Below are 25,757 nucleotides of genomic sequence, written 5' to 3'. Positions count from 1 at the left end.
GTTGGGTCAGGAGGTGCCCGAAAACCGCGCACGCGATGAGTGCCGGATTGATGGCATGCTCACAGTCAACGCAATGTAGCAGTGCAGAGCGCAGCGGGTGGCGTGAAGTTCCCGCCATCCCACCTCGGGCCGGGGCTGTTCGTCAGCCCGGCACACCACGGTTGGCCAGTCCGTCCGCGCGTTCGTTGCCCGGATCGCCCGCGTGCCCCTTGACCCAGTGCCATTCAATCTGGTGGATGCCGCCGTGCACCAGCGCGTCCAGCCGCTGCCAGAGATCGGCGTTTTTCACGGGCTGCTTGGCCGCGGTGGTCCAGCCTTTGAGCTTCCAGCCGTGGATCCATTCGGTGATCCCCTTGCGGACGTATTCGCTGTCGAGGTAGAGCGACACCCGGCAAGGGCGCTTGAGTGCGGCCAGGGCCTCGATCACGGCGGTGAGCTCCATGCGGTTGTTGGTGGTCTCTCGCTCACCACCCCAGAGTTCCTTTTCGTGTCCGTCGGAGCGCAGATACACGCCCCAGCCACCCGGGCCCGGATTGCCCTTGCAGGCGCCGTCGGTGTAAATCACCACATGGTTCAAACGTTGCTCTCCTGAAGCTGATGTGAGGAATTGGCAGGGGCGGTCGCTCGACCTCCATCAGCGCCGGTTGGCCACCGGCACGGGCGCTGGAGAGGCGGCGCGTCTGGGCTTCCAGGCCGGTCCCAGCAGGCGCATGCCGCGCACGCGCTTGACCGCCACCACGAAATACACCGCGCCAAAAATCGGCCACCACCGCGCACCCGCCCGGTCCATCCAGGCGGTGCGCTGCAACCACTTGTCGGTCTTCATCGCCGGGCGGTAACAGCCAAAGCGGTCCGACTCTACTTCAAAACTCAGCAGGCGCAGCCAGTCGCGCAGACGCCAGGGACCGATGAATTCGCCGGCATCCGGTAAAAAAAGATTGGGGGTGCCCGGCAGACCCACACGCCCACTCAGGCGCGCGCGCCCCTGGCGCAAACCCCACAGGCTCGCGGGATTGAAGCCGGAAATCACCACCCGCCCTTCGGGCACGAGCACACGCTCCACCTCACGCAGCACCTGGTGCGGATCGGCGCTGAACTCCAGCGTGTGCGGCAAGACCACCAGATCCAGGCTGGCCGCCGGAAAGGGCAAGGCCGCCGCGTCGGTGACCAGCGCCACCCGCAGCTGCCCGGGCGCAGCGTCCGGTTCGCCCGCATCCGCTGCCAGCACAGATTGAAGCTCTTCGGGCAGCGCCAGCCAGCGGTGCGGCATGCGGTTGGCCTGCAGGGTCTGCAGTTCGGGCAAACCCAGTTGCATGGCGTTGTAACCAAACAGATCGGCCACCGCCAGATCGAACTGGGTCTGCTCCCAGCCCAGCAAATACTGGCCGGGCGGGGTCTGAAACCATTCGGTCAAACCGGTCAACTTTTCGGTCATGGAGGGCTTGAGAGGGGCAATGAAACAGCTGAAGTCTGCGACACTGCAAACCACCGCGAAAGCCCCCGGACTCTACACGTCCCCATCCCATCAGCGCACGCATTCTCCCCATGGAACTGTTCCCCCTGCCGGCCTTCAGCGACAACTACATCTGGATCCTGCACAACCGTGAGCGCGCGCTGGTGGTGGACCCCGGCGAATCCGACGGTGTGCTGGCCTGGCTGGCGCAGCACGGCCTGCAACTCGACACCATCCTGATCACCCACCACCACGCGGACCACACCGGCGGTGTCGCCGCCCTGCGGGAAGCCACCGGTGCCCGCGTGATCGGGCCGGCCCATGAGCCCATGCCCGAACCGCTGCAGCGCGTGAGCGGTGGCGAACACGTGGACGCGCTGGGCCTGCGCTTCGAGGTGATCGACGTCCCCGGCCACACATCGGGGCACATCGCCTTTTACGCGGCACCACCGGTAGGGGAAGGCGCGCCGCTGCTCTTCTGCGGCGACACGCTGTTCTCCGGCGGCTGTGGGCGCCTGTTCGAAGGCACGCCAGCACAGATGCTCGACTCCCTCACCCGGCTGGCCGCCCTGCCCGGCAACACGCGCGTGTGCTGTACCCACGAGTACACCCTGTCCAACTTGAAGTTTGCTCAAGCCGTCGAGCCCGACAATCGGGTGCTCGCCACGCACGCAGCCACTTGCCTGCAACAACGCGCCCAGAACTTTCCCACCCTGCCCAGCTCCATCGCCATGGAGAAAAACATCAACCCCTTCCTGCGCACCGCAGAGATGGCCGTGGTGCGATCGGCTCAGACCCACGAGCCCTCCACCACCCCGGATGCCGTGTCGGTTTTCGCCACGCTACGGACCTGGAAAAACACGTTCAAATGACACCCTCCTGCGTTTCGCCTCTCGGTTCTCACCGCCCCGCCCTCCTGTCCCGATGGCGCGTCGCCGCGGCCCTGGCCCTCGGTCTGTTCCTCGCGGGTTGCGCCACGGTCGACACCGGTTCAACCGCCCACGCGCCCTCGGCCAACGAACCTGCCACCCGGGCGCCCAACGGGCAGCGCCTGCCCTCGTACCGGCTGCCCGGCAACATCCCGCTGAGCGACATCGGCGTGGCCAGCACCAGCGTGCCGCCGGTGGCCTCGCTGGCAGCACCGGCCGACCTGTGGGAGCGCATCCGCCGCGGCTTCGCCATGACCGACCTCGACAGCGACCTGGTTCGAGACCAGGAACGCTGGTACGCCACGCGCCCGGACTACATCCAGCGCATGACCGAGCGCTCCAGCCGGTACCTCTTCCACATCGTCGAGGAAATCGAGCGCCGCAACATGCCGATGGAGCTGGCGCTGCTGCCCTTCATCGAGAGCGCCTTCAATCCCCAAGCCGTGTCCAGCGCACGCGCCGCCGGCATGTGGCAGTTCATGCCCGCCACCGGGCAGTCGTTCGACCTGAAACAGAACGCCTTTCGCGACGACCGCCGTGATGTGCTGGCCTCGACCCGCGCCGCACTGGACTACCTGCAGCAACTCCACCGCCGCTTTGGCGACTGGCACCTGGCGTTGGCCGCCTACAACTGGGGCCAGGGCAATGTGAACCGCGCGATCACGAACAACCAGCGCCAGGGTCTGCCCACGGGCTACCTGGACATCAACATGCCGCTGGAGACGCGCACCTACGTGCCCAAGCTGCAGGCCGTCAAGAACATCATGGCCCGGCCACAGGCCTACAACGCCACGCTGCCGCTGATCGGCAACCACCCGTTTTTCGACACCGTCACGCTGGACCGCGACATCGATGTGGCCCTGATCGCGCGCCTGGCCGAGGTGAGCGAGGCGGATTTCCGAGCGCTCAACCCCTCGCTCAAACAACCGGTGGTCATGGCCGCCGGCACGCCCAACATCCTGCTGCCTTGGGACAACGCGGTCATTTTCCAGAACAAGCTGCAGACCCACACCGGGCCGCTGGCGAGCTGGACCGCCTGGGTGGTGCCCAGCACCATGACCGTGGCACAAGCCGCCGAGCGCGTGGGCATGAGCGAGTCCGAATTGCGCGATGTCAACAACATTCCCCCCCGCATGAGCCTGCGCGCGGGCTCCAGTCTGCTGGTGCCGCGCACGGGACAACGCAACAGCGACGTGCCCCTGCACGTGGCCGACAACGCCCAGCTCAACCTGCAGCCCGAGATGGTCCTGCGCCGCTCGGTCGTCAAGGCCCGCAAGGGAGACAACCTGGCGCGTCTGGCGCAGCGCTACGGCGTGAGCGCGGTCAGTGTGGCGGGCTGGAACAAGCTGGCGGTGAATGCCGCGCTCAAGCCCGGCCAGCGTGTGACGCTGATGCTCCCCAAACAGGTTTCACTGGCGGCCACCGGCAGCACGCCCGCCAAAAAGGTGGCGGCCAGCGCCACCCGCAAGGTGGCCAAGAGCGCGGGCCGTCCCACCAAAGCCAAGGCTGTCGCCAGCAAGAAAACCACCAAGTCGGTGGCAACGAGTGGCGCCAAGACGCGCGTGGCCTCCAGCGCCAGGACCGACAAGAAGCAGCCCTGATCCGGGTGGACTCAGGCCCGGAAACGGGCCTTGGCCTTTCGGGCGAACACGTTGGTGAAGGTACTGGCCAGGTCAAACCGGTCCATCGAGCCGGGTTCGTCGAACTGGGCAACCAGCCTCGCCGCGATCTCCGGCCCGTCGGCGGGCATGACCCCGTCGGGCGACCAGGCTTCGCGCGCCCGGTTGAAAGCCGCGAGGTAGAGCGAACGATCACCCTGGAAATAGCGCTCGGGAACGACCTTGATGATGTCGGACGGTCCGGCCGTCTGCAGCCACTTGAGCGCATGCACCATGGCGTCTGTCATGGACTGGCTGGCGCGCGGGAACTGGGTAAGAAAGTCGCTGGTGGCACACAGGCAGGCCGAGGGCATCGGACCACCGAACACATCGGCGTTGCCGCGCACGCTGCGCGTATCGGCCACCACCTTGAGCTCGCCCGCCTGTTCCAGCTGCGTCATGGTGGGGTCGGTGTAGCTGATCGCGTCGAGCGCGCCGTTGCGAAACGCGGACACGGCGGCCCAGGCGTTGGGTATCGCAACAAACTGCACGTCGGTCGAGCGCAAACCGCCCTGGCTGAACACCGCTCGCGCCACGCGGTGCGATGGCGAACCGATGGCCTGCACGCCCACCCGCTTGCCCCGAAGATCGGCGAGCTGGCGGTAGTGCGAAAACGTTTTGGTGGACACGCCAACCACGATCTGGGGCGTGCGCCCCTGCAGCACAAACGACTGCAGCGACTGGCCCCGCATCTGCCAGGCGATGGCGCTGCTGTAGGGCGCCGACAGCGCATGGGCCGCTCCGGACAGCAAGGCCTGCATGGCCTGGGCAGAATCGGCAAAGTCCCGAACGTCCACGTCAACACCTTCGCTGGCAAAGTAGCCCAGCCGGTCGGCGATGGTCAGGGGAAGGCAGGAAAAGTCGGTGCGGTTGTCCACCGCGATCACCAGCTTGGGCGCGTTGCGCGGCAGGGGCGCCGAAGGTGGCAAGACCAATTGCGCGCGCAAATCCGGCAGACCCGCAGTCAGTGCCGCCGCTGCCATCACCCGACCCCAATCTCTGCGCTTGAGCATGCCCGACGGCCCCCTCTGTATTGCTTTAGGAATACAGGGAGGTTACGGGTCGGCGCGAAAAGCCGCATCGGGACCATTCCTGAGCGGGTTTGTACCGAGCGTTCCGCCCGGGTGTTTTGCAAGCCGATGTAACGGCTCTGTGCTCAGGCAAACAGGATCGCGATGTTCGCCACCAGCGCCAGCACCCACACCAGCGTGCGCACGGTGGCCAGGTCGGCCACGTACATCATGATGTAGAGCAGGCGCAGCACGATGTAGAGGAAGGCCAGCACGTCCAGCCGCAACTGCGAAGCGCCGAGCTGGTGCGCAATGATCACCGCGCCCATGAAGAACGGCAGCGCTTCGAAGCTGTTGGCTTGCGCTGCGTTGGCGCGGGCGCGCCAGTCGGTCTGTTTCGCCAGCCATTGGCGCGGGTGGTGGTTGTCGTAGCCGCCCTGACCCCTGGGCGTGCCGAACATGCCCCACTTGGCCAGGCCCGCGCAGACGATGGGCAACAGGGACGCCACCAGCACGCACCAATACGCCACGGTCAATCCCGCCAGTTTCATGCTCGCCTCTTTCAGTAAATGTGAATCGAAGTGACTCAGCGCCGGTCCACCAGCGCGTGGGCGATGGTGCCCAGGTCCACGTATTCGAGCTCGCTGCCCACCGGTACACCCCGCGCCAGCCGGGTGACCTGCACCCCGCGCCCCTTGAGCGCCTGGGCGATCACATGCGCGGTGGTTTCGCCCTCGGCGGTGAAGTTCGTCGCAAGGATCACTTCACGCACTTCGGACCCGCCGGTGGGCGTTTGCGCGGGCGCGTCGATGCGGTCGAACAGCTTCTGCAAACCGATGTCTTTCGGGCCCACGTTGTCCAGCGGACTGAGCTTGCCCATCAGCACGAAGAACAGGCCTTTGTAGGCACCGGTGCGCTCCATGGCGGCCTGGTCGGCCGGCGTTTCCACCACACAGAGCTGGCTGCGGTCGCGCCGCGGGTCCAGGCAGGTGTGGCAGATGGTGTCTTCGGTGAAGGTGTGGCACAGCGCGCAGTGCTGCACCGTGGCGGCGGCGTGATCCAGCGCGCGCGCGAGGGCGAGAGCGCCCTCGCGGTCGTGCTGCAGCAGGTGAAACGCCATGCGCTGGGCCGACTTGACGCCCACCCCCGGCAGACGGCGCAAGGCCTGAACCAGGTGTTCGAGGGAATGGGCTTCGGCCATGCAATGCGCTGGCGGTCAGAAAGGGAATTTCATGCCACCGGGCAGGCCCGGCATGCCGGCGGTGATCTTGCCCATCTTCTCGGCCGAGGTCTCTTCGGCCTTGCGAACCGCGGCGTTGAAAGCCGCAGCCACCAGGTCTTCGAGCATGTCCTTGTCGTCGCTCAGCAGGCTGGGGTCGATGGTGATGCGCTTGACGTCGTGCTTGCAGGTCATGAGCACCTTGACCAGACCGGCACCGGACTCGCCCGTGACTTCCACGAAAGCCAGTTCGTCTTGCGCCTTTTTCAGGTTGTCCTGCATGGCCTGGGCCTGCTTCATGAGGCCGGCGAGTTGTCCTTTGTTGAACATGCTGTGTCTTTCTTGGTGAGGGTGAATGTGAGGCTCAGACCCGGGTGGCCTTGAGCGTGCCGGGCACGATTCTGCCGCCAAAGTCGCGCATCATGGTTTGCACGAACGGATCGCCCATGATCTGCGCTTCGGCTTCGCGCTGCAGCCGCTCGGCCTCCAGCGCCAGGCGCTTGGCCGGTGAGTCGGCCACGCTGCCAATTTCCACCACCAGGCGCACCGTGTGGCCCAGGGTTTGCAGGGCCGTGGCGAGGCGCTCGCGGCTGTTGCCCTGGTTGAGCGACTCGCGCTCCACGCGCAGCACCCAGCGGTCGGTGTCGCGCGCCACCAGCTGCGACTGCAGGCCGAGTTCGCGCACCAATGCCGAAATGGTTTCATTGCGCACCAGCTGCATGACGGCGTCAAACCAGAAATCGCCCTCTTCGCTGGACACAATCGGCGCCAGCCCTGCGGGTGCCGCTGGCGCGCGGACTTGCGGCTGGTCCGCGCGCCCGGGTTCACCGGCGTCCCGCACCGGAATGGCCACGGTGCGGCTCGGGGCAGGCGCGGTCTCGGCGGGCTCCTCCCAGGGCGGGCCGTCGTCTTCGGGCCAGGGTGCGTCGTCCAGCTCGGGCGGTGTGGCTGCCTGGGCCGTGTGGGTGGTGGGGGCGGCCACTGCAGCGGGCCGAGGCACTGGCACAGCCACCACCACGGGCGCAGGCGGAGCAAGCACCGCGGGTCTGGGCGCCGGAGCCGCTACAACAGGCGCTGCCACGGGTGCGCGCACTGGCGCTGAGGCGGCTTCAGCCGCCTTTTGAGGCATCGCCTCAGCGGATTTCAGAGTTTTTTTTTCCGCCGTGGCGTTGACCGACGAAGCAGGCTTGAACGCCAGCAAGCGCAAAAGCACCATGGTCAGGCCCGCGTATTCGTCGGGCGCCAGGCCCAGTTCGGCACGGCCATGCAGGCACAGGCTGTAGAGCAGTTGCGTCTCGTCCGCCGGCAAGCTGCCAGCCAGGCGCTCGATCTCAACCTCGTCGGGATCTTCCAGGCCGTCAGCCGGCGCGCGGCCCGGCACCGCCTGCAACACCGCCATGCGTTGCAGCACGCCGGTCATGTCTTCGAGCGTGGTGGCTGCGTTCAGGCCGTTGAGGCGCAGGGCGTCGATGGTGTCGACCACCGTGGCGCCGTCGGCCCGCGCCAGCGCGTCGATCAGGCGCAGCACGTATGACCGGTCCACCGCACCCAGCATCTGGCGTACCGTGGCCTCTTGCAACTGGCCGCCGCCAAAGGCAATGGCCTGGTCGGTGAGCGAGAGCGCGTCTCGCATGGAGCCGCGCGCGGCGCGCGAGATCAGGCGCAAGGCCTGGGTGTCGGCGGGCACCTGCTCGGTCTGAAGCACCTGCAGCAGGTGCGCCTGCACCGTCTCGGGCGCCATCGGCCGCAGGTTGAACTGCAGGCAGCGCGACAGCACCGTGACCGGTACCTTCTGTGGGTCGGTGGTCGCCAGCACGAACTTCAGGTATTCGGGCGGCTCCTCCAGCGTCTTCAGCATCGCGTTGAACGCGGTACTGGAGAGCATGTGCACCTCGTCGATCATGAAGACCTTGAAGCGCCCGACGACCGGCTTGTAGGCCGACTGCTCCAGCAACTGCGAGATCTCGTCGACGCCGCGGTTCGAGGCCGCGTCGAGCTCGGTGTAGTCGACGAAGCGGCCGGCGTCGATGTCGCGGCAGGCCGGACACACACCGCAGGGCTGCGCGGTGATGCCGCCCTGGCCGTCGGGCCCGGTGCAGTTGAGGCTCTTCGCGAGGATGCGCGACACCGTGGTCTTGCCGACCCCGCGCGTGCCGGTGAACAGGTAGGCGTGGTGCAGCCGCTGGGTGGTCAGTGCGTTCGAGAGGGCCTGCACCACATGGCCCTGGCCCACCATTTCGGTGAAATTGCGCGGGCGGTATTTGCGGGCCAGAACGACATAGGACATGCGCTTGATTCTAAGCGGCGGGTTCCGGGCCCAAGCCCTGCGACGCCACAGCGCATCGCCTACAATCCACCCCGACGGGCCTTCCCGCATGGTGAAGCGGCCAACCGGGTCAGGTGGGGAACCAAGCAGCCCTAACTGTGAATCCAGTGCCGGGGTCAAGGCTCGTCACCTTCTTCGTACAACGCGCCCCTCGGGCGCGTTTCTGTTTTCAGCGTGGCCCGGTCTGCTGAAGGTAGCGCGCCACGCCCTCCCCAGCCACCACGCCACTGGCCAGGCAGGCCGTGAGCAGATAACCGCCGGTGGGAGCTTCCCAGTCCAGCATCTCGCCGGCGCAAAACAAGCCCGGCTTTGTCTCCACCATCAGGTTCGGGTTCAAGGCATCCCAACGCACACCACCCGCGCTGCTGATGGCCTCATCGATCGGCCGGGCCGCGCTCACCGTGACGGGCAGGGCCTTGATGGCGGCGGCCAGGCGCGCGGGATCGTTCATCGCCTCCTTGTCCAGCCGCTCGTGCAGGATGCCCATCTTGATGCCCTCCAGCCCGAGCCGGCTCTTGAGGTGGCTCGACAGGCTGCGCGGGCCGCGGGGGTGGCTCACCTGGGCCAGCACATGCTCGGCGCTGCGGTCGGGCAGGAGGTCGATGTCGAAGCTGGCCTGGCCGTTGCGTGCGATCTCGTCGCGCAGGAGGCTGGAGGCGGCATAGACCAGGCTGCCTTCGACGCCGGTGGCGGTCGCCACGAATTCACCCTTGCGGTGGAACTGCTGGCCCTGGCTGTCGGTGGCGCGGATGGCCACCGACTTGAAAGGCTGACCGGCGAAACGCTCCCGGAAGTGCGTGCTCCAGCCTTGCGCCATGCCGTGTGCGGCAGCGCCCTGCACATCAAAGCCGCAGTTGCTCGGCAGCAGCGGGCTCACCGCCACGCCGGCCGCTTCAAGCCATGGCAGCCACGCGCCATCAGACCCCAGGCGGGCCCAGCTGGCACCTCCCAGGGCGAGCACGGTGGCGCGGGCTTGCACCTGCACCTGGCCGGACGGCGCATGGAACATCAGCGGTCCGCCGGTTCCAGTGCTCCAGCCTTGCCAGCGATGGCGCATGTGAAACACCACCGGCACACCACCCGGCCCCGGGTGACGCAGGCGGTGCAGCCAGGCCCGCAACAAGGGCGCAGATTTCATGTCGGTGGGGAACACCCGGTTCGAGGTGCCCACGAAGGTCTCGATGCCCAGACCGGTGGCCCAGTCGCGCAGGGCCTGAGGGCCCCAGTGCTGCAGCAAGGGCTGCACGTGGTCTTGGGCCGCGCCGTAGCGGGTGACAAAACGCTCCAAGGGCTCGGCGTGGGTGAGGTTCAGCCCGCCCTTGCCGGCCAACAAGAACTTGCGTCCGACCGAGGGCATGGCGTCGAACAGGTGCACGGCCAGGCCGGCGCGGCTCAGGACCTCGGCGGCCATGAGACCGGCCGGGCCGGCGCCGATGATGGCCACGTCGGCGTTGACAGATGGGGTTGCGTTGGAGTCGCTCATGGAGTGATCGATGGGTCTTGCAATTCGATCAGGCGACCGTGCAGGTTGATGAAGGCCAGGCGCACCAGGGCGCCCGGACGTGCGGCTTGAACCGCATGACGGTACCGCTGCATTTTCGTCAGCAGGTCCCGCTGCTGCTCCGGATTCTCCGCGCTCTTGAAATCGAGCACCCACCATTCGCCGGTGTCGGAGCGGCGCACCAGGCGGTCCAGGCGCAGCAACTCGCCGGCATGAAAGATGTCGACCTCGTTGCCGGTGTGGTCGACCACGGCATCGTCCCACGCCCAGGCGGCCTCGCCCTGCACCACGCGCCGCGCCATGGTCTGCGCCTGCGCGGCCTGCGCGGAGCTGAGCGCGAATTCGCGCGCCACGGCTTGCGTGTGCGCGGTGGTCCAGTCGAAGCCGCGCGCAGGCGTGGGATGCCACTGCAGCAGGCGGTGCAGTGCCAGGCCGACGCGGGTGCGTTCATCGTCGGCTGGCTCCGGCGCCACAGGCTTGGGTACCGCCGCGCGTGTCAAAGCCGGCAACGCGAGCAGGCGGAAGGTTTCGGCCGTTGCGGTGTCTTCAGTTGCGCGCCCGGCCGTTGGGGCGGGAATCTCCAGCGGCTGCGAGAGCGGCAACAGGCGTTCGTACCAGGTGGTGGCTCCGCTGCCGCGCGCATGCGGCTCGAAGCTGGAAATCACCAGCCGCGATTCGGCCCGGGTGAGCGCCACGTACAAGGCGTTGAGTTCTTCGAGCGAACGGGCCTGCTGCTCCAGCGCGAGGGCACTGGCTGCGCAAGCCGGCGGGTTCTTCTCGCTGGCCAGAAACACGAAGCGGCGCGGCACGGGTGCTTCGCCCGGCCAGTCGATCAGCACGCCCATGCTCTCGGGGCGCGACGAGCCGGTGTCGGTGTCGAGCATGAGCACGGTGTGAGCTTCCAGGCCCTTGGCGCCGTGGATGGTCAGCAGGCGCACCGCGCCGCTGTTGTGCGTGGGCGTGGCCTTGATGCCACCCGCCTTGAGCGCACGCACGAAACGGTAGGGTGTGAGGAAGCGCCCGCCGTCCTGTGCCAGTGCGTTGGCCAGCAGGTCGCGCAGCTGCGCCAGCACACCCGCGCGCTGACTCGCGGGCACGGCTTGCGCAAAGCGCGCGAGCACGTCGCCATCGCCGTAGAGGGCGGAGAGTGCGTCGTGGGGGGGCAGGCTTTGCACCCAACGCTGGTAGCGCAGGAGCCGCGCGGCGGTGGCGGTGAAGTCGTGGGCCAGTGACTCGGGCACTGGCGGCGCAGCAGAGCGCTCGTGGGCGGGCAGCCCTGCGAACCGCTGCAACACCGTCCACCACGACGGTTTGACTGGCTTGGACTCAGCGCCAGGCCGCACGGTCCAGTGTTGCTGCAAGCGGGCCATCCAGGCCAGCGCGTCGTCGCTCCAGCCAAACAGCGGCGACTTCAGCGCACGCGCCAGGCTCAGGTCGTGGCGGGTGGACACGAGCGCATCCAGCAGCGCCACCACGTCCTGCACGGCGGGCGATTCACACAAATCCAGCTTCTCGGGCTGCTCGCTGGCGATGCCGCGTTCGCGCAGCGCCTCGAACATCCAGGCCAGGCGCTCGCGCCGGCGCGCCAGCACCATCAAACCATCGGGGCTCAAGCGGCCCGAGTGGACCTCGTCGGCGATCCAGTCGGCCGCCTGGCGCGCCTCCAGCGCGGACATCGTGTCTTCGAGCAGCACGCGCGGCGTGACCAGGCTGTCGCGCCAGGTGGCCTCACCGCCCGCGCCACCGCGCTCGCGCGCACTGCGAGGCACCTGCGGCAGGGCCACCACCTCGCCGGGCTCGTGACTCTCGGTGGTGTGCTGGCGGAAGTCGCTGCTGTACGCCCCGGCCTGCACGGCGGCGAGCATGGCGCTGTTGAGCGCATCCACCACGGCGGGCGCACAGCGGCGGGTGTGGTCGCAACTGAGCAACGCGCCCGAGAGGCCCTGCACCACGAAGGCCTGCGCGGCCTTGAACACCTGCGGCTCGGCGCGGCGAAAGCGGTAGATGGACTGCTTGGGATCACCCACCAGAAACACGCAAGGCGCCTCGCCCGGACCGGCGCCGGCATAAGCCGAGAGCCAGCCGTAAAGCGCCTGCCACTGCAGCGGGTTGGTGTCCTGGAATTCATCGATCAACACATGGCGCACGCGCGCGTCCAGCCGCTGCTGCAGCCAGCCCGAGAGTTCGGCGTCCCCCAGCAGTCGGCGTGCGGCAGACTCCACGTCGTTCATGTCGACCCAGCCGCGCTCGTGTTTGAGCGCGGCAAAGCTGGTGAGCAACACCCGCGTGAGTCGGGCCATGCGCTGGTGGTGCAACCAGGCCTGGTGCTGTGAGCGCGCAGCCAGCGCGCGCATGGCCAGCTCTTGCGCGGCGCGCACCTGCTCGATGCCGGCGAGCTTGTCGCTGAACTTGCGCGGCTCGTTCTTCTGGGTGAGCAGCGCATCGATCACGCCCGAGCCGTCGCGGCCGGTGAGGGCCTTTTCCAGCTCGACACCCTTGGCGGCAAACGTGACGGCGCTGGCCCGGCCGAGCGCGATGGCGGCGGCCGACAACAAGTTGCAGGTGGGTGCGTGGTCCACCAGCCATTGAAGCGGATCGTTGAAGCTCTCGAACTCGGGAAACTGCTCGGCCATCGCATCCACCGAGGTCTGCACGACGCCCGCCGCATCGGCCAGCGCGAACTCCACGCGTTTCTGCAGCGCCTTGCGCAGCGCCTGCTGCGTCTGAAAACGGCCATGCGCGCTCACGGCGTCCACGAAGTCCTGTCGGTCGGCCGGGCTGGCCGCGAGCGCACCGTAGAACCGTGGCCACACTTGTTCCACCGCTTGCGTGTCGTCTTCCAGCAATTCGTACTGCACCGGCAGCTGCAACTCCTGCAACACCGACAGCGGCGCGCCCCGCAGCAAGGCGGCAAACCAGCTGTGGAAGGTGCGCACCTGCACCGGCCGGCCCAGGGCCGTCACGCGTGCATGCAGGCTGCGGGCCTCGGGAACGAGGCGCTCAGCGTCGGCCGCGCTCAGACCGCGCTGCTGCAGCGCGCCGGCCAGCTCGGCGTCCGACAGATCGGCCCAGCGCCGCAGCTCTTCGCCCAGGCGCTTGCGCATTTCGCCCGCGGCCTTTTTGGTGAAGGTGATCGCCAGAATGTCCTGTGGCGCGCCGCCGTCGAGCAGCGCACGCAGGATGCGCGAGACCAGCATCCAGGTCTTGCCGGCACCAGCGCAGGCTTCCACCGCGATGCTGCGCGCCGGGTCGCAGGCGAGCGCATAAAACGCTTCGCGGGACACGGGTGCGCCGTTGATTTGGTAGGCCGCCCCGTTCATGCCAGGCTCCAGAAATCTTTGCGGCACAGGCCGCGCGCCTGGCAGAACTCGCAGACACGGCCTTCGCCCAGTGCGGGCATGGGATGACCGGCGGCCACGCGGGCCATGTCGTGCGAGAGGCCGACGCGCAGTTGTTCGCGCGCCTCCAGCACGTCGGCGTGTTCCACCAGCTGGGTGGCGGTGTCGCCCGATGCCGAGCCGGGCCGGTCGTTGATGCTCAGGTAGGCGGCGCGCAAGGTGTCGTCGGGCAGCAGCGCGGCGTAAAACGCCAGTTGCACGTCCTCCAGCGGCTCTTTCAATCGGTCGGTCGTGGTCTTGCGGCTCTCGGTCTTGTAATCGATGACGAACGGGATCGGGCCTTCCGGGCTGTCCTGTGCGTCCACGCGGTCGAGCTTGCCGTAGAGCTTCCAGGGGCCCACGGCGGATGTCATCACCGCTTCGGCCTGCACGAAGCGCGGGCCGGGTCGATCGGACGTGGCTTCGAACGTGGCCAACCATTGCAGGTAGCCGTCGCGCGTGGCGGGCCACACCACCTCATAGGGCAGGAAGCCCGCGCCGCCCTCGCCCGCGTTGAGGCCCATGGCGGCAGCGGTGTCCAGGGCGAGCCGGTCGAGCGCGGCGCGGTCGGCCTCGGTGCCGGGGCGTGCATCGCCGCGTTGTTCGTGAAAGGCGCGCAGCACCGCGTGCAACCAGTTGCCCATGTCGCGCTGGTCGGGCTCGGCCGCGAGCTCGGGCGCGTCGACCAGGCGCAGCTGGCGCATGGCGAAAAACCGGTAGGGGCAATCGCGCAGATCCTGGTAGGCGCTGGCCGAGAGCGCGCCGGGCAACACATCGCCGGCCGAGGGCGCGGGAGGCTCGCAGGGAGCGGCGAGCAGCGCCGTTGCCGTGCGCGGGTCGACGCCGATGCGCGGCGCTTCGGTCTGCAGCGCCAGCACCCAGGCGCTTGGCATCACCGGCTCACCCAGCTCCTGCGTGCGCCACAACACGTCCAGCCGCGGCGTGCGCAACAACGACTGCCAGGCACTCGCTGCCGCCAGGCTCAAGGTCTCGCGCGAAGGCAGGCCCAGCAGCTCACGCTGCGCCGCCGTCCACGAGCCGGGCGGCTCAGGGCTGGGGTTGAGGTGCACCTCGTCACACCCCGGCACCACCGTGGCAGCGAAGGAGCGTCCGAGCATCTGCGCCATCGGCAGGATCACCACCGCTGCTTCGCCGGTACCGCGCGGCATGAAGGTCGCGCCTTCCAGCACGTCGCGCACCCAGGCCGCGAACAGGGCGAGCGGCTGGCGGCCGGGGGATCGGCCCGTCGTCGACTGGCCGGCGGTCTCGCCGATCTCGGAGAGCTCTCGCGCCGCCCCTTCTTCCAGGCGCAGCGCCTGCAAGGCCTGCTGTCCCGCCGCGTCGGCCTCAAGCGCCTCCCACAGGCCGGTGGCTTTCAATGCCTGTGCCACCGCATCCAGCCACTGCACCAGGCTGCGCGGCGACTGCAGTTCGCCCAGGATGTCGACCAGGCCTGGCGGCATGGCCTGCGCCAGGCTGGCTGTGCGCACGGCGGCGCGCCACTGAGCCACACCAGCCTCACGCGACAGCTGCTCCAGCGTGAGCACAGCGTCTTCGGGCCAGCGCGGCGCCTGCTTGAGAAAATCCAGCACGTCGTCCATGGAGGCACGCGGTGAAGCCGCACGCAGCAAGCTCATGAGCTGAGCAGCGGCGTGGGTGGTGGAAAGTTTCCAGCCGGTCTCGTCTCGCACAACCACACCCGCGCCGTGCAGCAGCGCACTGATGCGGCGGGTGAGCAGCCGGTCGGTGGCGACCAGGGCCACAGGAACATGGCCTTCATTGACCTGCGCAATCGCGCAAGCAGCTGCCCGCTGCGCTTCGTCCTCGGCGTCGTCGCATGCGTGCAACGTCCACCCCAAAGCGCTGAAACCACCCACAGGCCATGAGAGGCTCAGCGCGCGCTCACCCCAATGGGCCAGCAGCGCAGTGGCCAACGGATCGGTCTGAAAACCCTGCAACACCACCAGCGCCTGCGCCCCGACGCCGGGGCTGGCCTGCGTGCTCCACAACACATCGGTGGCGTAGGCGGATGTGCTGGCCCAGGTCAGCGCCAGCGTGGCGACCAACCCTTCCCATTGCAGCGAGGCCGGGCCCGGCAGCAGCGACGTCTGTAACGATTCGGCCCAGGCTGTGCGTTGCTCTGGCGGCACCGCAGCGGCCAGCGGCGCGAGTTGCCGCGCGGCTTCCACCAGACGCGTCACCATCACGGCGCGCAACGCGGCGTCGGCCCGTGCGGGCGCCACACGCTCGATGAAAGCCGCAGCCACGAGCGTGTCGCGCGCCATGTCCATGCTCAGATCGGTGGCGCCCGGCATGAAGGGCTGCAGCGACGCGGCCCAATTGCGACTCGACTCGAAACGCGGCGCAAAGCCGTCGGGCTGGTGGGTCGCCCAGGCGCGACGACCCACGTCCATGAGTTGTGCGTAGGGCACCAGCACCACCGCGTTGCGGGGCTCGATGCCACGCGCGGCCAATGCCTGCGACAGGTTCTGGACCACCGATGACCAGTCGCTGGCACCGCCTTCGATTTCTTGCCCGAACAGGGCGGGAAGACCGGATTCGGAAGGCGGGTTGGCTGGCGTCATGAAATGGGGGTTTCTGTCACAATGGCGCGGACCGGCTGGCCGGTGGTGAATCTTCACCCGCTTGAAGCCCGCGCACGTGCCCAAACTTTAACCTCCCCATACAACGTTTTTTAGGATGAATCATGGCGAGCGACCTGATCAAACATGTTTCCGATGCAAGCTTCCAGGCCGATGTGCTGGAAGCTCAGGCGCCCGTCCTGGTCGACTTCTGGGCCGAATGGTGCGGCCCGTGCAAGATGATCGCGCCCATCCTCGATGAAGTGGCCGGCTCTTACGACGGCAAACTCAAGATCGCCAAGCTCAACGTGGACGACAACCGCGACGTGCCCGCCAAGTTCGGCATCCGTGGCATCCCCACGCTGATGCTGTTCAAGGACGGTCAGCTCGCCGCCACCAAAGTGGGCGCCATGAGCAAAGCCCAGCTCACCGCCTTCATCGACCAGCAATTGGCCTGATTTCGTGCGATGCGTGCCTGGGTGCAATGCCCGGGCACCTTTTCAGCGGCCTTTTTTTCCTGTCATAATTTCCCGCAGGCGGATCCGAGACAGACCCCGCCCCTCATCTGCGCACCGTCCGACATCCGGACGCCAGCGCCCCCTCCCCCGGTTCCCGACTCAACTCCCTCCCGGAGTGAATTCCATGCACCTCAACGAACTCAAGGCACTGCACGTGTCTGAAGTCCTCAAGCAGGCTGAAGCGCTTGAGATCGAAAACACCGGCCGCATGCGCAAGCAGGAGCTGATGTTCGCCATCATCAAGAAGCGCGCCAAGGGCGGCGAGCTGGTTTACGCCGACGGCGTGCTGGAAGTGCTGCCCGACGGCTTTGGTTTCCTGCGCGCGCCGGACACCAGCTACACCGCCAGCACCGACGACATCTACATCTCGCCCAGCCAGATCCGCCGCTTCAACCTGCACACCGGCGACATGATCGAGGGCGAGGTGCGCATCCCCAAAGACGGCGAGCGCTACTTCGCGCTCAACAAGCTCGACAAGATCAACGGCCTGCCCCCCGAGGACAACAAGCACAAGATCATGTTTGAGAACCTGACGCCGCTGTTCCCCAAAGAACAGATGCGCCTGGAACGCGACATCAAGAGCGAAGAGAACATCACAGGCCGAGTGATCGACATCATTGCGCCCATCGGCCGGGGCCAGCGCGCCCTGATCGTGGCGCCGCCCAAGAGCGGCAAGACGGTGATGATGCAGCACCTGTGCCATGCCATTTCGGCCAACCACCCCGAGGTGGTGCTCATGGTGCTGCTGGTCGACGAGCGCCCGGAAGAAGTGACCGAAATGCAGCGCACGGTGCGCGGCGAGGTGATCGCCTCCACCTTCGACGAGCCCGCTGCGCGCCACGTGCACGTGGCCGAGATGGTGATCGAGCGCGCCAAGCGCCTGGTCGAACTCGGCAAGGACGTGGTGATCATGCTGGACTCCATCACCCGCCTGGCCCGCGCCTACAACAACGTGCTGCCCTCCAGCGGCAAGGTGCTCACCGGCGGTGTGGACGCCAACGCCCTGCAGCGGCCCAAGCGATTCTTTGGCGCGGCCCGAAAGATCGAGGAAGGTGGCTCGCTCACCATCATCGCCACCGCACTGGTCGACACCGGTAGGCGCATGGACGAGGTGATTTTTGAAGAGTTCAAGGGCACCGGCAACTGCGAGATCCACCTCGACCGCCGCCTGTACGAGAAGCGTGTGTTCCCCTCGATCCAGCTCAACCGCAGCGGCACCCGCCGCGAAGAACTGCTGCTGCAGCCCGAGATCCTGCAGAAGACCCGCATCCTGCGCCAGTTCATGTACAACATGGACGAAATCGAAGCCATGGAGATGGTGCTCAAGAGCATGAAATCGACCAAGAACAACTCCGAGTTCTTCGACATGATGCGCCGGGGCGGCTGATCCTGACTTTCCTGCTAAAATTGCAGGCTTTGCTAATTGCGACAAGTACAGGGAAATGGTTTTCCTGCGGCTGCCGCACCTGAACCTCAAGGACACGTCATGAAAGACGGCATTCACCCCAACTACCGCGAAGTCTGCTTCCAGGACCTCTCCAATGGCTTCAAATTCGTGACCCGCTCCTGCGCCAACACGAAAGAGATGATCAAGATGGAAGACGGCCGCGAGCTGCCGCTGTACAAGCTGGACACCTCCAGTGAGTCGCACCCCTTCTACACCGGCACGCAGAAAAGCGTGGACAACATGGGTGGTCGTGTGGAGCGTTTCCGCAACCGCTACGGCAAGGCAACGCCTGCCGCCAAGTAAGCGGCTGGCTGATCGGTGTCCCGCGGGGCACTGCGTCCCGTACAAGAAAAGCAGCTGGTTGTCCGGCTGCTTTTTTTTCGCCCGTCTTTCGCCTGTCTCCTTGCCGTCCCGCTGTCTCGGGCGCCTTGTATATTCCCCGCAGTGAACCAGCCCACCCCCGCCATCGTCACCCAGTCGGCCGTGCGCCGCCTGCCGCGGATCGCCCTCTTCCTGTTCTGCATCGCTTATGTGTTGCCGGGCTTTCTGGGGCGCGAGCCCTGGAAAAACGCCGACGTGTCCGCCTTCGGCGTGATGCTGGAAATGGCTGCGGGTCACAGCGACTGGTGGAGCCCGCAGGTGCTGGGGGTGGCGGTCGAAGAAGCCGGCCCGCTGCCGTACTGGCTGGGGGCGGTCTTCATCAAGCTGCTGCCCTTTTTCTCGCCCGAGTTTGCGGTCCGCATTCCGTTTGCGCTGCTGCTGGCCCTCACCATGCTCTGCACCTGGTACACCGTGTACCACCTCGCGCGCCAGCCGGCCGCGCAGCCGGTGCAGTTTGCCTTCGGTGGTGAGGCCAAGCCCACGGACTATGCGCGTGCGCTGGCCGACGCCGGTCTGCTCGCGCTGATGGCCTGCCTGGGCCTGGCCCAACTCTCGCACGAAACCACGCCCGATCTGGCACGGCTCGCGCTGGTTTCTCTGTTGCTCCTGACGGCTTCACGCATGGCCCACACCGGCCAACGGCAACCGCTGCGCAGCGTCGGCCTGTGGGCGCTGGCCTTGCTCGCGCTGGTCTTCAGCGGCGCACCCTGGATCGCAGCCACACTGGGTGGTGGCCTGCTGCTGGTCCTGTGGATCTCGCGCCGGCAGGCCAGCGAGCCCGACACCGCCTGGCTGTCCGATGAAGCGCCCTCGCAGCGCGATCCCCTGGTCTGGGCAGCCGTGCTGCTGGTGCTGATCCTGGGTCTGTCGGCGCTGGCGGGGCAGGTGCCGGTACCGGCCCTGCAGACCGCGCTGGCGCAGGTGCAGTGGCAGAGCTGGGGCAAGCTGCTGGTGTGGTTCACCTGGCCGGCGTGGCCGCTGGTGCTCTGGACGCTGTGGCGCTGGCGGCACCAGCTGCTGCGGCCCCACGTCGCCCTGCCCTTGTGGGCCGCCTGGGTGAGCATGGTGGACAGCGCACTGTCACCCGAGCGCGACCGCGCTCTGCTGCTGGCCCTGCCCGCGTTGGCGGCACTCGCCGCCTTCGCCCTGCCCACGTTGCGCCGCAGCGTGTCTGCGCTGGTGGACTGGTTCACCCTGCTCTTTTTCTCGGGCTGTGCGCTGGTCATCTGGGTGATCTGGTTCGCCATGCAGACCGGCGTGCCGGCCAAACCTGCGGCCAACGTGGCCAAGCTCGCGCCCGGCTTCGTGCCGGAGTTTTCGATCGGGTTGTTCCTCGCGGGTGCGGTGGCCACCGGTGCATGGCTCTGGCTGGTCGCGTGGCGCGTGGGCAAGCACCGGCAGGCGCTGTGGAAGAGCCTGGTGTTGCCCGCCGCGGGCAGCACCTTGTGCTGGTTGCTGCTCATGACCCTGTGGCTGCCGCTGCTGGATTTTGGTCGCAGCTACGGGCCGGTCTCGCGGCGCATTGCCACCCTGGTGCCCCCGCAAGGCTGCGTGGTGGTGGACGGATTGAGCCAGGCCCAGATAGCGGCGCTGCAGCACCACGGCGCTCTGAAGCTGGTGCGCAGTGGTGGTGGCGCAGGATCGCAGTGCCAGAGCATGGTGGTGGCGCCCGCGACCCAGGCCACGCTGCACCAACGCGTTGAATTGACGCACTGGGCCTTCAAATCCACCGTGAGCCGCCTCACCGACAGCAAGGAAAGCCTGCTGGTCTACCAGCGCGTCGGCAACTGAGTCCGGCTCAGCCGGTGATGCGCTCGCGCACCCGGTTGGGCGGCAAGGCGATCGCAAAGCGCGAGCCTTCGCCGACCGTGCTCTCGGCATCGATGTGGCCGCCGTGGCGCTGGGCCACGTGTTTCACGATGGCCAGTCCCAGACCGGTGCCGCCGGTTTCCCTCGAGCGGCTGCGGTCCACGCGGTAGAAGCGCTCTGTCAGCCGTGGCAGGTGCTCCGCCGCGATGCCCGGGCCGGTGTCTTTCACGAAAAACTCCACCCAGCCATCGCTGCGCAAGCGCCAACCCGTCTGGATGAGCCCGCCGCCCGGCGTGTAGCGCACGGCGTTGCTCAGCAGGTTGGACATGGCGCTGAGCAGTTCGGTCTTGGCACCCGAGACCCAGAGCGCGGGACCGGGCACCGGTTCGATACGGTGCTGTGTCGCCGAGATGGCCTGGGTGAGGCCGCGGGCTTCCTGGACCACGTGCGTGAGCAGCTCTTCGCCGTCGATCCACTCGCCCGGGCCGGGGGCCGGGCTGCCCTCCAGCCGCGAGAGGGTGAGCAGGTCGCTCACCAAGGTCTGCATGCGTTGGGCCTGCTGGCTCATGAGGCCCAGGTAACGCGTGCGATCGGCCTCTTCCAGCGGAATGCTCTGCATGGTTTCCACAAAGCCACTGAGCACCGTCAACGGCGTGCGGATCTCGTGCGACACATTGGCCACGAAATCGCGGCGCATGGTCTCGGCGAGCTGCACCGCGGTCACGTCGCGCGTGAGCATGAGCTTGCGCTTCTTGCCATAGGGGTGAATCTGCAGCGAAATTTTGGACGGCTGGGAGGGACGCGGCCCGATCCCATCGATCTGGATTTCCTGGTTGAAATCCCCACCCGCCAGGTAGGCGGTGAAGGCCGGGTTACGCACCATGTTGCGCACGTACTGGCCGAGATCGCGCTGCGGATCAAAGCCCAGCTGGTTGGCCGCGGTGAGGTTGGACCACTCGATTCGGCCGGCCGAATCGAGCAGCACAACCCCGTTGGGAGATGCCTGGATGGCCGCAAGAAAGTCTTCCAGGCGGGCATCGCTGCTCTGCGCCTTTTTTTCGAGTTTCTTGATCAACTTGCGGGCGCGATCCACCATTTCGCCCCAAGTGCCTGAGAGGCGGGGCTGACGGGTCACATCGGCCTTGTTGAGCCACCGCAGAAAGCTGCGGGCCCTCAACCCATCCAGCACCGACCATCCCAGCGCGCCCACCAGGGCGCCGGCAAACGTCCATCCCGGTGAATCCTGCGTCCAGCCCAGCACGGCTCCCAAGGCGACCAGGAGCAACAGCTCGATGGCTCGCCGGGTCATGAGGCGGAAATGGGGGTGCCCTGCGCCGGTCGCCCGGTGTTGTTCATCGACGTGAGCCGGTAGCCCGCACCACGCACCGTTTCGATCATGCCGGAGGCTTCACCCAGTGATTCCCTCAATCGTTTGACATGCACGTCCACGGTTCGCTCCTCGATGAAAACATGGTCTCCCCAGACCTTGTCGAGCAGCGTACCACGGGTGTGCACCCGTTCTGCGTGCTTCATGAGGTAATGCAAGAGCTTGAATTCGGTCGGCCCGACCTTGAGTTCGGAGCCGCGGAACGTGATGCGGTACGTGCCTGCATCCAGTGCCAGTTCACCCACCTGAACCGAGTCGTTGACGATCTCGGGCGCGCGCCGGCGCAGCACCGCGCGGATGCGCGCCAGCAGCTCCTGGGTGGAGAACGGTTTGGTGATGTAGTCGTCCGCGCCCGCGTCCAGTCCCTGCACCTTGTCGCTCTCGTCGCTGCGCGCGGTGAGCATGAGGATGGGGATGGTCTTGGTGCGTTCGTTCTTGCGCCAGCCCCGGGCCAGCGAGGCACCGCTTTCACCGGGCAGCATCCAGTCGAGCAGGATCACATCGGGCAGCACCGCATCCACCTCGCGCTGCGCGGCCACGCCGTCGAACACGACGGTCGGCGCGAAGCCGTTGTGCCGCAGGTTGACGGCGATCAGCTCGGCGATGGAGGGTTCGTCCTCCACCACCAGAACGCGTGGGAGCTTCCTCATCCGACCACCGACTCGACTTGGGACATGGGGGTGTGCCGAACGTCTTCACCCTTGACGATGAAGATGATCTGCTCGGCGATGTTCTTGGCGTGGTCGCCCACGCGCTCGATCGACTTGGCCAGGAACAACAGGTCCAGACTCGGCGAGATGGTGCGGGGGTCTTCCATCATGTAGGTGATGAGCTTGCGCAGAAAGCCGTTGTATTCATCGTCGATGGCGTTGTCGCCCTTGATGATGGCCACCGCCATGGTGGTGTCGAGTCGCGCGAACGAATCCAGCGTCTTGCGCAGCAGGGCCGAGGCCAGGTCGGCGGCCACCCGCAGCTCGGAGCTGGGCAGGTTGCGCGGTGAACCGTTTTCGATGATGGACTTGACCATGCGAGCGATGCGGGCGACTTCGTCACCTGCGCGCTCCAGGTTCTGCGTGGTGCGCGAAATCGCCATGAGAAAACGCAGGTCGCGCGCGGTGGGCTGGCGCCGGCCGATGGTGGAGATGATCTCGTGATCGATCTGCAGCTCCATCTGGTTGATGCGGTTCTCGTTCTCGATCACCTGCTCGGCCGACTCCATGCTCATGTGCACCAGGGCGTACACCGCCTGGTGGAGCTGGGATTCGACCAGACCGCCCATTTCAAGAACCTGGGACGAGATGGAGTTCAACTCGGCGTCGAACTGGCTGGAAATGTGTTTGTCGCTCATGAAATATCTCCCGTTGTGGCTCGGAACTGCTCGGTGTTCAACGCGGGCTGAAATCAGCCGAAACGCCCGGTGATGTAGTCCTCGGTCTCGGTCTTGGCGGGCTTGAAGAAAATTTGCTCGGTGGAACCGAACTCGACCAGCTCGCCCAGGTACATGTAGGCCGTGTAGTCGCTGCAGCGGGCAGCCTGCTGCATGTTGTGGGTGACGATGGCGATGGTGTAGTCCTGCTTGAGTTCGTGCACCAATTCCTCCACCTTGCCGGTGGAAATCGGGTCCAGCGCGGAGGTGGGTTCGTCGAGCAGCAAGACCGACGGCTTCACGGCCACGCTGCGCGCAATGCACAGGCGCTGCTGCTGACCGCCCGAGAGCGAGAGACCGCTCTGGTTGAGCTTGTCTTTCACCTCGTTCCACAGCGCGGCCTTGGACAGCGCCCACTCCACGCGGTCGTCCATCTCGCTCTTGCCCAGCGTTTCATAGAGCTTCACGCCGAAGGCGATGTTGTCGTAGATCGACATCGGGAACGGCGTGGGCTTCTGGAACACCATGCCGATGCGCGCGCGCAGCAGGTTGATGTCTTGTTTCTCGTCCAGGATGTTCTGGCCATAGAAATTGATCTGACCTTCGGCGCGCTGGCCGGGGTACAGGCTGTACATGCGGTTGAGTGTGCGCAGCAGGGTCGACTTGCCGCAGCCCGAAGGGCCGATGAAAGCGGTGACCTTGCGTTCCTCGATGTTCAGATTGACATTCTTCAGGCCCTGGAACTTGCCGTAGAAGAAGTTGAGGTTGCGCAACTCGAGCGCGTTTTTGGCGGCGACAGCGGGTTGGGCTGCGGAGGCGGTGTTGGGCATGGTCATGTCCATAACTTTGAAATTGAAGGGTGGAGCCGTGCGGGGATCAACCCGGCTTCTTCTCGCGCAGGAACACGCGGGCCACGATGTTGAGCACCAGCACCGACAAGGTGATGAGCAGAGCGCCACCCCAGGCCAGGCGGATCCAGTTGTCGTAGGGGCTCAGCGCAAACTGGAAGATCACCACCGGCAGGTTGGCCATGGGCGCGCCCATGTCGGTGCTGAAGAACTGGTTGTTGAGCGCGGTGAACAGCAGCGGTGCCGTTTCGCCGCTGATGCGGGCCACCGCCAGCAACAGACCGGTCATGACGCCGCTCTTGGCCGCGCGCAGCGTGACCAGCGTGGCCACTTTCCAGCGCGGTGCGCCCAGGGCAAAGGCGGCTTCGCGAAGACTGCCTGGCACCAGGCGCAGCATGTTTTCGGTGGTGCGCACCACCACCGGCACGGCGATCAGCGACAGCGCCAGGCTGCCCGCCCAACCCGAGAAGTTGCCCACGGTGGCCACCGCAATCGCGTACACGAAGAGGCCCAGCACGATGGAGGGTGCCGACAGCATGATGTCGGTCACGAAGCGGGTGAGTTCGGCGGTCTTGCTTTCGTCTCCGTACTCGGCGAGGTACACCCCGGCGAACACGCCGATGGGCGTGGACACCAGCACCGAGAAGCCGACCATCATCAAGCTGCCGACGATGGCGTTGGCCAGGCCGCCGCCTTCGCTGCCCGGGGCGGGGGTCGACTGCGTGAACATGTTCCAGTCCAGCGCGGCCAGGCCGTTGCTGAGCAACACGCTCAAGATCCAGAGCAGCACGACCAGGCCGAGCACCATGGCGCCCATCGAGAGGGTCAGGCCGATGGCGTTGGTGCGCTGGCGGCTTTTGTAGATGGCGTTGTTGAGTTCCATGTCAGAAGCCTTTGGCCTTTTCGGCGCGCAACATCATGATCTTGGCCGCCGAGAGCACCAGGAAGGTGATCACGAACAGCAGGAAGCCGAGTGCGAACAGGGTGGAGAGGTGGAAGTCGGCAGCTTCACCAAACTCGTTGGCCAGGGTGGATGCGATCGAGGTGCCAGGTGAGAACAGCGAAGTCGGCATGCGGTTGGCGTTGCCGATCACGAACGTGACCGCCATGGTTTCGCCCAGCGCCCGGCCGAGGCCGAGCATGATGCCGCCGATGACCCCCTTCTGGGTGTAGGGCAGCACCACGCGACGCACCACCTCCCAGGTCGTGCAGCCCAGGCCGTAGGCCGATTCGCGCAGGATGGGCGGAACGATCTCGAACACGTCGCGCATCACCGCCGCCACGAAAGGCAGCACCATGAAGGCCAGCACGATGCCGGCGGCGAGGATGCCGAATCCGTTGGTACTGCCGCCAAACAGAAAGCCCACCAGCGGCATGCCACCCAGCACCTGTTGCACCGGCACCTGAAAATAGTCGGCGAACAGCGGCGCGAACACGAACAGACCGAACATGCCGTAGATGATGGACGGCACGGCCGCCAGCAACTCGACCGCCGTGCCCAGCGGGCGGCGCAGCCACACCGGGCAGGTTTCGGTGAGGAAGAGCGCAATGCCGAAGGCCAGCGGCACGGCGATCAGCATGGCGATGGAAGCACTGGCGATGGTGCCGACGATCGCGATCGCGGCACCGAATTCTTCATTGATGATGTCCCACTCGACGCGCCAGATGAAGTTGAAGCCGAACTTCTGGAACGTGGGCCACGCGTTGATGAACAACGAGACGATGATGCCCATCAGGGCGATCAGCACCAGCAGCGAGAAACTCTGTGTGATGCGGTGAAACAGGACGTCCTGAAAGCGTTGCCGTTTGGCAATCGACGCCATGTTGGGGTTGTCCAGTTCAATGGACACGGGTTGCGAACTCATCGTGGTTCCCAGGCTCATGTTGACTCCGATCCGGTGGTTGACCGGCCCCACAAATCAACATCCGCCGGCCCGACTGAACCG

Annotated in this window: 22 protein-coding genes and 1 other RNA gene; 7 read left to right on the top strand and 16 right to left on the bottom strand. The window is 66.5% G+C overall.

Going from position 1 to position 25,757, the window contains the following annotated elements; all coding sequences use genetic code 11:
• Nucleotides 1–142 precede the first annotated feature (142 nt).
• Nucleotides 143–577, bottom strand: a complete 435-nt coding sequence (rnhA, locus tag Q1W68_RS04145; RefSeq protein ID WP_300653953.1) for a ribonuclease HI — start codon at nucleotides 575–577, stop codon at nucleotides 143–145.
• A gap of 57 nt (nucleotides 578–634) precedes the next feature.
• Nucleotides 635–1,435 carry a class I SAM-dependent methyltransferase gene (locus tag Q1W68_RS04140; protein WP_300653952.1) on the bottom strand — a complete coding sequence of 267 codons (801 nt, stop codon included), beginning with the start codon at nucleotides 1,433–1,435 and terminating at the stop codon, nucleotides 635–637.
• A gap of 110 nt (nucleotides 1,436–1,545) precedes the next feature.
• Here Q1W68_RS04140 and gloB point away from each other — a divergent pair, with 110 nt between their 5' ends.
• Nucleotides 1,546–2,325, top strand: coding sequence for a hydroxyacylglutathione hydrolase (gene gloB / locus Q1W68_RS04135; RefSeq protein ID WP_300653950.1), 780 nt, complete (start codon nucleotides 1,546–1,548; stop codon nucleotides 2,323–2,325).
• A complete protein-coding gene (locus Q1W68_RS04130; protein ID WP_300653947.1) occupies nucleotides 2,322–3,983 on the top strand; it encodes a transglycosylase SLT domain-containing protein in 1,662 nt (553 codons plus the stop codon). Before gloB ends, Q1W68_RS04130 begins: the two co-directional genes overlap by 4 nt.
• An 11-nt stretch (nucleotides 3,984–3,994) precedes the next feature.
• Here Q1W68_RS04130 and Q1W68_RS04125 read toward each other — a convergent pair whose 3' ends face one another.
• From Q1W68_RS04125 to dnaX, 5 genes are all read right to left on the bottom strand, one after another.
• Complete coding sequence (locus Q1W68_RS04125) at nucleotides 3,995–5,053, bottom strand: ABC transporter substrate-binding protein (RefSeq protein WP_300653944.1); 1,059 nt, start codon at nucleotides 5,051–5,053, stop codon at nucleotides 3,995–3,997.
• 143 nt (nucleotides 5,054–5,196) lie between these two features.
• Nucleotides 5,197–5,601: an MAPEG family protein gene (locus Q1W68_RS04120; protein WP_300653942.1), complete on the bottom strand. Its 405-nt coding sequence runs from the start codon at nucleotides 5,599–5,601 to the stop codon at nucleotides 5,197–5,199.
• Between the two features lie 35 nt (nucleotides 5,602–5,636).
• Nucleotides 5,637–6,251, bottom strand: coding sequence for a recombination mediator RecR (recR, locus tag Q1W68_RS04115; RefSeq protein WP_300653939.1), 615 nt, complete (start codon nucleotides 6,249–6,251; stop codon nucleotides 5,637–5,639).
• 15 nt (nucleotides 6,252–6,266) lie between these two features.
• Nucleotides 6,267–6,599 carry a YbaB/EbfC family nucleoid-associated protein gene (locus Q1W68_RS04110; RefSeq protein ID WP_300659160.1) on the bottom strand — a complete coding sequence of 111 codons (333 nt, stop codon included), beginning with the start codon at nucleotides 6,597–6,599 and terminating at the stop codon, nucleotides 6,267–6,269.
• 34 nt (nucleotides 6,600–6,633) lie between these two features.
• Nucleotides 6,634–8,556 carry a DNA polymerase III subunit gamma/tau gene (dnaX, locus tag Q1W68_RS04105; protein WP_300715663.1) on the bottom strand — a complete coding sequence of 641 codons (1,923 nt, stop codon included), beginning with the start codon at nucleotides 8,554–8,556 and terminating at the stop codon, nucleotides 6,634–6,636.
• Between the two features lie 73 nt (nucleotides 8,557–8,629).
• On the opposite strand from dnaX, the gene ffs reads away from it, so the two are divergent.
• An RNA gene (ffs, locus tag Q1W68_RS04100) (signal recognition particle sRNA small type) lies at nucleotides 8,630–8,726 on the top strand.
• Nucleotides 8,727–8,764: 38 nt separating this feature from the next.
• Here ffs and Q1W68_RS04095 read toward each other — a convergent pair.
• From Q1W68_RS04095 to Q1W68_RS04085, 3 genes are read right to left on the bottom strand one after another with little or no spacing between them, the layout of a single operon-like run.
• Nucleotides 8,765–10,078: a TIGR03862 family flavoprotein gene (locus Q1W68_RS04095; protein WP_300650640.1), complete on the bottom strand. Its 1,314-nt coding sequence runs from the start codon at nucleotides 10,076–10,078 to the stop codon at nucleotides 8,765–8,767.
• Nucleotides 10,075–13,416 (bottom strand): UvrD-helicase domain-containing protein, encoded by a 3,342-nt coding sequence (locus tag Q1W68_RS04090; RefSeq protein ID WP_300715662.1) that lies wholly within the window; start codon nucleotides 13,414–13,416, stop codon nucleotides 10,075–10,077. Before Q1W68_RS04090 ends, Q1W68_RS04095 begins: the two co-directional genes overlap by 4 nt.
• Nucleotides 13,413–16,058: a PD-(D/E)XK nuclease family protein gene (locus Q1W68_RS04085; protein WP_300650645.1), complete on the bottom strand. Its 2,646-nt coding sequence runs from the start codon at nucleotides 16,056–16,058 to the stop codon at nucleotides 13,413–13,415. Before Q1W68_RS04085 ends, Q1W68_RS04090 begins: the two co-directional genes overlap by 4 nt.
• A 122-nt stretch (nucleotides 16,059–16,180) precedes the next feature.
• On the opposite strand from Q1W68_RS04085, the gene trxA reads away from it, so the two are divergent.
• The 4 genes from trxA to Q1W68_RS04065 all read left to right on the top strand — a co-directional run bounded on the left by trxA (nucleotide 16,181) and on the right by Q1W68_RS04065 (nucleotide 20,192).
• Nucleotides 16,181–16,513, top strand: a complete 333-nt coding sequence (gene trxA / locus Q1W68_RS04080) for a thioredoxin TrxA (protein ID WP_159606264.1) — start codon at nucleotides 16,181–16,183, stop codon at nucleotides 16,511–16,513.
• Between the two features lie 184 nt (nucleotides 16,514–16,697).
• Nucleotides 16,698–17,960, top strand: coding sequence for a transcription termination factor Rho (gene rho, locus Q1W68_RS04075; RefSeq protein ID WP_300715661.1), 1,263 nt, complete (start codon nucleotides 16,698–16,700; stop codon nucleotides 17,958–17,960).
• A gap of 99 nt (nucleotides 17,961–18,059) precedes the next feature.
• Nucleotides 18,060–18,323, top strand: a complete 264-nt coding sequence (locus tag Q1W68_RS04070) for a type B 50S ribosomal protein L31 (protein ID WP_056274744.1) — start codon at nucleotides 18,060–18,062, stop codon at nucleotides 18,321–18,323.
• Between the two features lie 141 nt (nucleotides 18,324–18,464).
• The gene (locus Q1W68_RS04065) at nucleotides 18,465–20,192 is read left to right on the top strand and encodes a hypothetical protein (RefSeq protein WP_300650649.1); all 1,728 of its coding nucleotides are present in this window, start codon (nucleotides 18,465–18,467) and stop codon (nucleotides 20,190–20,192) included.
• A 7-nt stretch (nucleotides 20,193–20,199) separates the two neighbouring features.
• Here Q1W68_RS04065 and phoR read toward each other — a convergent pair whose 3' ends face one another.
• Genes phoR through pstC form a run of 6 tightly spaced genes read right to left on the bottom strand, consistent with a single transcriptional unit; the run spans nucleotide 20,200 to nucleotide 25,694 of the window.
• Nucleotides 20,200–21,519 carry a phosphate regulon sensor histidine kinase PhoR gene (gene phoR / locus Q1W68_RS04060; RefSeq protein WP_300650652.1) on the bottom strand — a complete coding sequence of 440 codons (1,320 nt, stop codon included), beginning with the start codon at nucleotides 21,517–21,519 and terminating at the stop codon, nucleotides 20,200–20,202.
• Nucleotides 21,516–22,247, bottom strand: a complete 732-nt coding sequence (gene phoB / locus Q1W68_RS04055) for a phosphate regulon transcriptional regulator PhoB (protein WP_300650654.1) — start codon at nucleotides 22,245–22,247, stop codon at nucleotides 21,516–21,518. The genes phoR and phoB overlap by 4 nt, the downstream gene beginning before the upstream one ends.
• Nucleotides 22,244–22,945, bottom strand: a complete 702-nt coding sequence (gene phoU / locus Q1W68_RS04050) for a phosphate signaling complex protein PhoU (RefSeq protein ID WP_069046350.1) — start codon at nucleotides 22,943–22,945, stop codon at nucleotides 22,244–22,246. Before phoU ends, phoB begins: the two co-directional genes overlap by 4 nt.
• A gap of 53 nt (nucleotides 22,946–22,998) precedes the next feature.
• Complete coding sequence (pstB, locus tag Q1W68_RS04045; protein ID WP_300650655.1) at nucleotides 22,999–23,793, bottom strand: phosphate ABC transporter ATP-binding protein PstB; 795 nt, start codon at nucleotides 23,791–23,793, stop codon at nucleotides 22,999–23,001.
• A 46-nt stretch (nucleotides 23,794–23,839) separates the two neighbouring features.
• Nucleotides 23,840–24,694 carry a phosphate ABC transporter permease PstA gene (pstA, locus tag Q1W68_RS04040; RefSeq protein ID WP_300715660.1) on the bottom strand — a complete coding sequence of 285 codons (855 nt, stop codon included), beginning with the start codon at nucleotides 24,692–24,694 and terminating at the stop codon, nucleotides 23,840–23,842.
• A gap of 1 nt (nucleotide 24,695) precedes the next feature.
• Complete coding sequence (gene pstC / locus Q1W68_RS04035; RefSeq protein ID WP_300715659.1) at nucleotides 24,696–25,694, bottom strand: phosphate ABC transporter permease subunit PstC; 999 nt, start codon at nucleotides 25,692–25,694, stop codon at nucleotides 24,696–24,698.
• Between the last annotated feature and the right edge of the window lie 63 nt (nucleotides 25,695–25,757).

Source organism: Hydrogenophaga sp., assembly GCF_030158645.1.
Classification (GTDB): Bacteria; Pseudomonadota; Gammaproteobacteria; order Burkholderiales; family Burkholderiaceae_C; genus Hydrogenophaga.
The sequence above is the reverse complement of the archived record's forward strand: the minus strand, read 5'-3'. Positions and strand labels throughout refer to the sequence as shown.

Coding starts and splice junctions, on each gene's coding strand:
- Q1W68_RS04140 (WP_300653952.1), bottom strand. CDS start 1,435: ATGACCGAAAAGTTGACCGGTTTGACCGAATGGTTTCAGACCCCGCCC.
- gloB (WP_300653950.1), top strand. CDS start 1,546: ATGGAACTGTTCCCCCTGCCGGCCTTCAGCGACAACTACATCTGGATC.
- Q1W68_RS04130 (WP_300653947.1), top strand. CDS start 2,322: ATGACACCCTCCTGCGTTTCGCCTCTCGGTTCTCACCGCCCCGCCCTC.
- Q1W68_RS04125 (WP_300653944.1), bottom strand. CDS start 5,053: ATGCTCAAGCGCAGAGATTGGGGTCGGGTGATGGCAGCGGCGGCACTG.
- Q1W68_RS04120 (WP_300653942.1), bottom strand. CDS start 5,601: ATGAAACTGGCGGGATTGACCGTGGCGTATTGGTGCGTGCTGGTGGCG.
- recR (WP_300653939.1), bottom strand. CDS start 6,251: ATGGCCGAAGCCCATTCCCTCGAACACCTGGTTCAGGCCTTGCGCCGT.
- Q1W68_RS04110 (WP_300659160.1), bottom strand. CDS start 6,599: ATGTTCAACAAAGGACAACTCGCCGGCCTCATGAAGCAGGCCCAGGCC.
- dnaX (WP_300715663.1), bottom strand. CDS start 8,556: ATGTCCTATGTCGTTCTGGCCCGCAAATACCGCCCGCGCAATTTCACC.
- Q1W68_RS04095 (WP_300650640.1), bottom strand. CDS start 10,078: ATGAGCGACTCCAACGCAACCCCATCTGTCAACGCCGACGTGGCCATC.
- Q1W68_RS04090 (WP_300715662.1), bottom strand. CDS start 13,416: ATGAACGGGGCGGCCTACCAAATCAACGGCGCACCCGTGTCCCGCGAA.
- Q1W68_RS04085 (WP_300650645.1), bottom strand. CDS start 16,058: ATGACGCCAGCCAACCCGCCTTCCGAATCCGGTCTTCCCGCCCTGTTC.
- trxA (WP_159606264.1), top strand. CDS start 16,181: ATGGCGAGCGACCTGATCAAACATGTTTCCGATGCAAGCTTCCAGGCC.
- rho (WP_300715661.1), top strand. CDS start 16,698: ATGCACCTCAACGAACTCAAGGCACTGCACGTGTCTGAAGTCCTCAAG.
- Q1W68_RS04070 (WP_056274744.1), top strand. CDS start 18,060: ATGAAAGACGGCATTCACCCCAACTACCGCGAAGTCTGCTTCCAGGAC.
- phoR (WP_300650652.1), bottom strand. CDS start 21,519: ATGACCCGGCGAGCCATCGAGCTGTTGCTCCTGGTCGCCTTGGGAGCC.
- phoB (WP_300650654.1), bottom strand. CDS start 22,247: ATGAGGAAGCTCCCACGCGTTCTGGTGGTGGAGGACGAACCCTCCATC.
- phoU (WP_069046350.1), bottom strand. CDS start 22,945: ATGAGCGACAAACACATTTCCAGCCAGTTCGACGCCGAGTTGAACTCC.
- pstB (WP_300650655.1), bottom strand. CDS start 23,793: ATGCCCAACACCGCCTCCGCAGCCCAACCCGCTGTCGCCGCCAAAAAC.
- pstA (WP_300715660.1), bottom strand. CDS start 24,694: ATGGAACTCAACAACGCCATCTACAAAAGCCGCCAGCGCACCAACGCC.
- pstC (WP_300715659.1), bottom strand. CDS start 25,694: ATGAGCCTGGGAACCACGATGAGTTCGCAACCCGTGTCCATTGAACTG.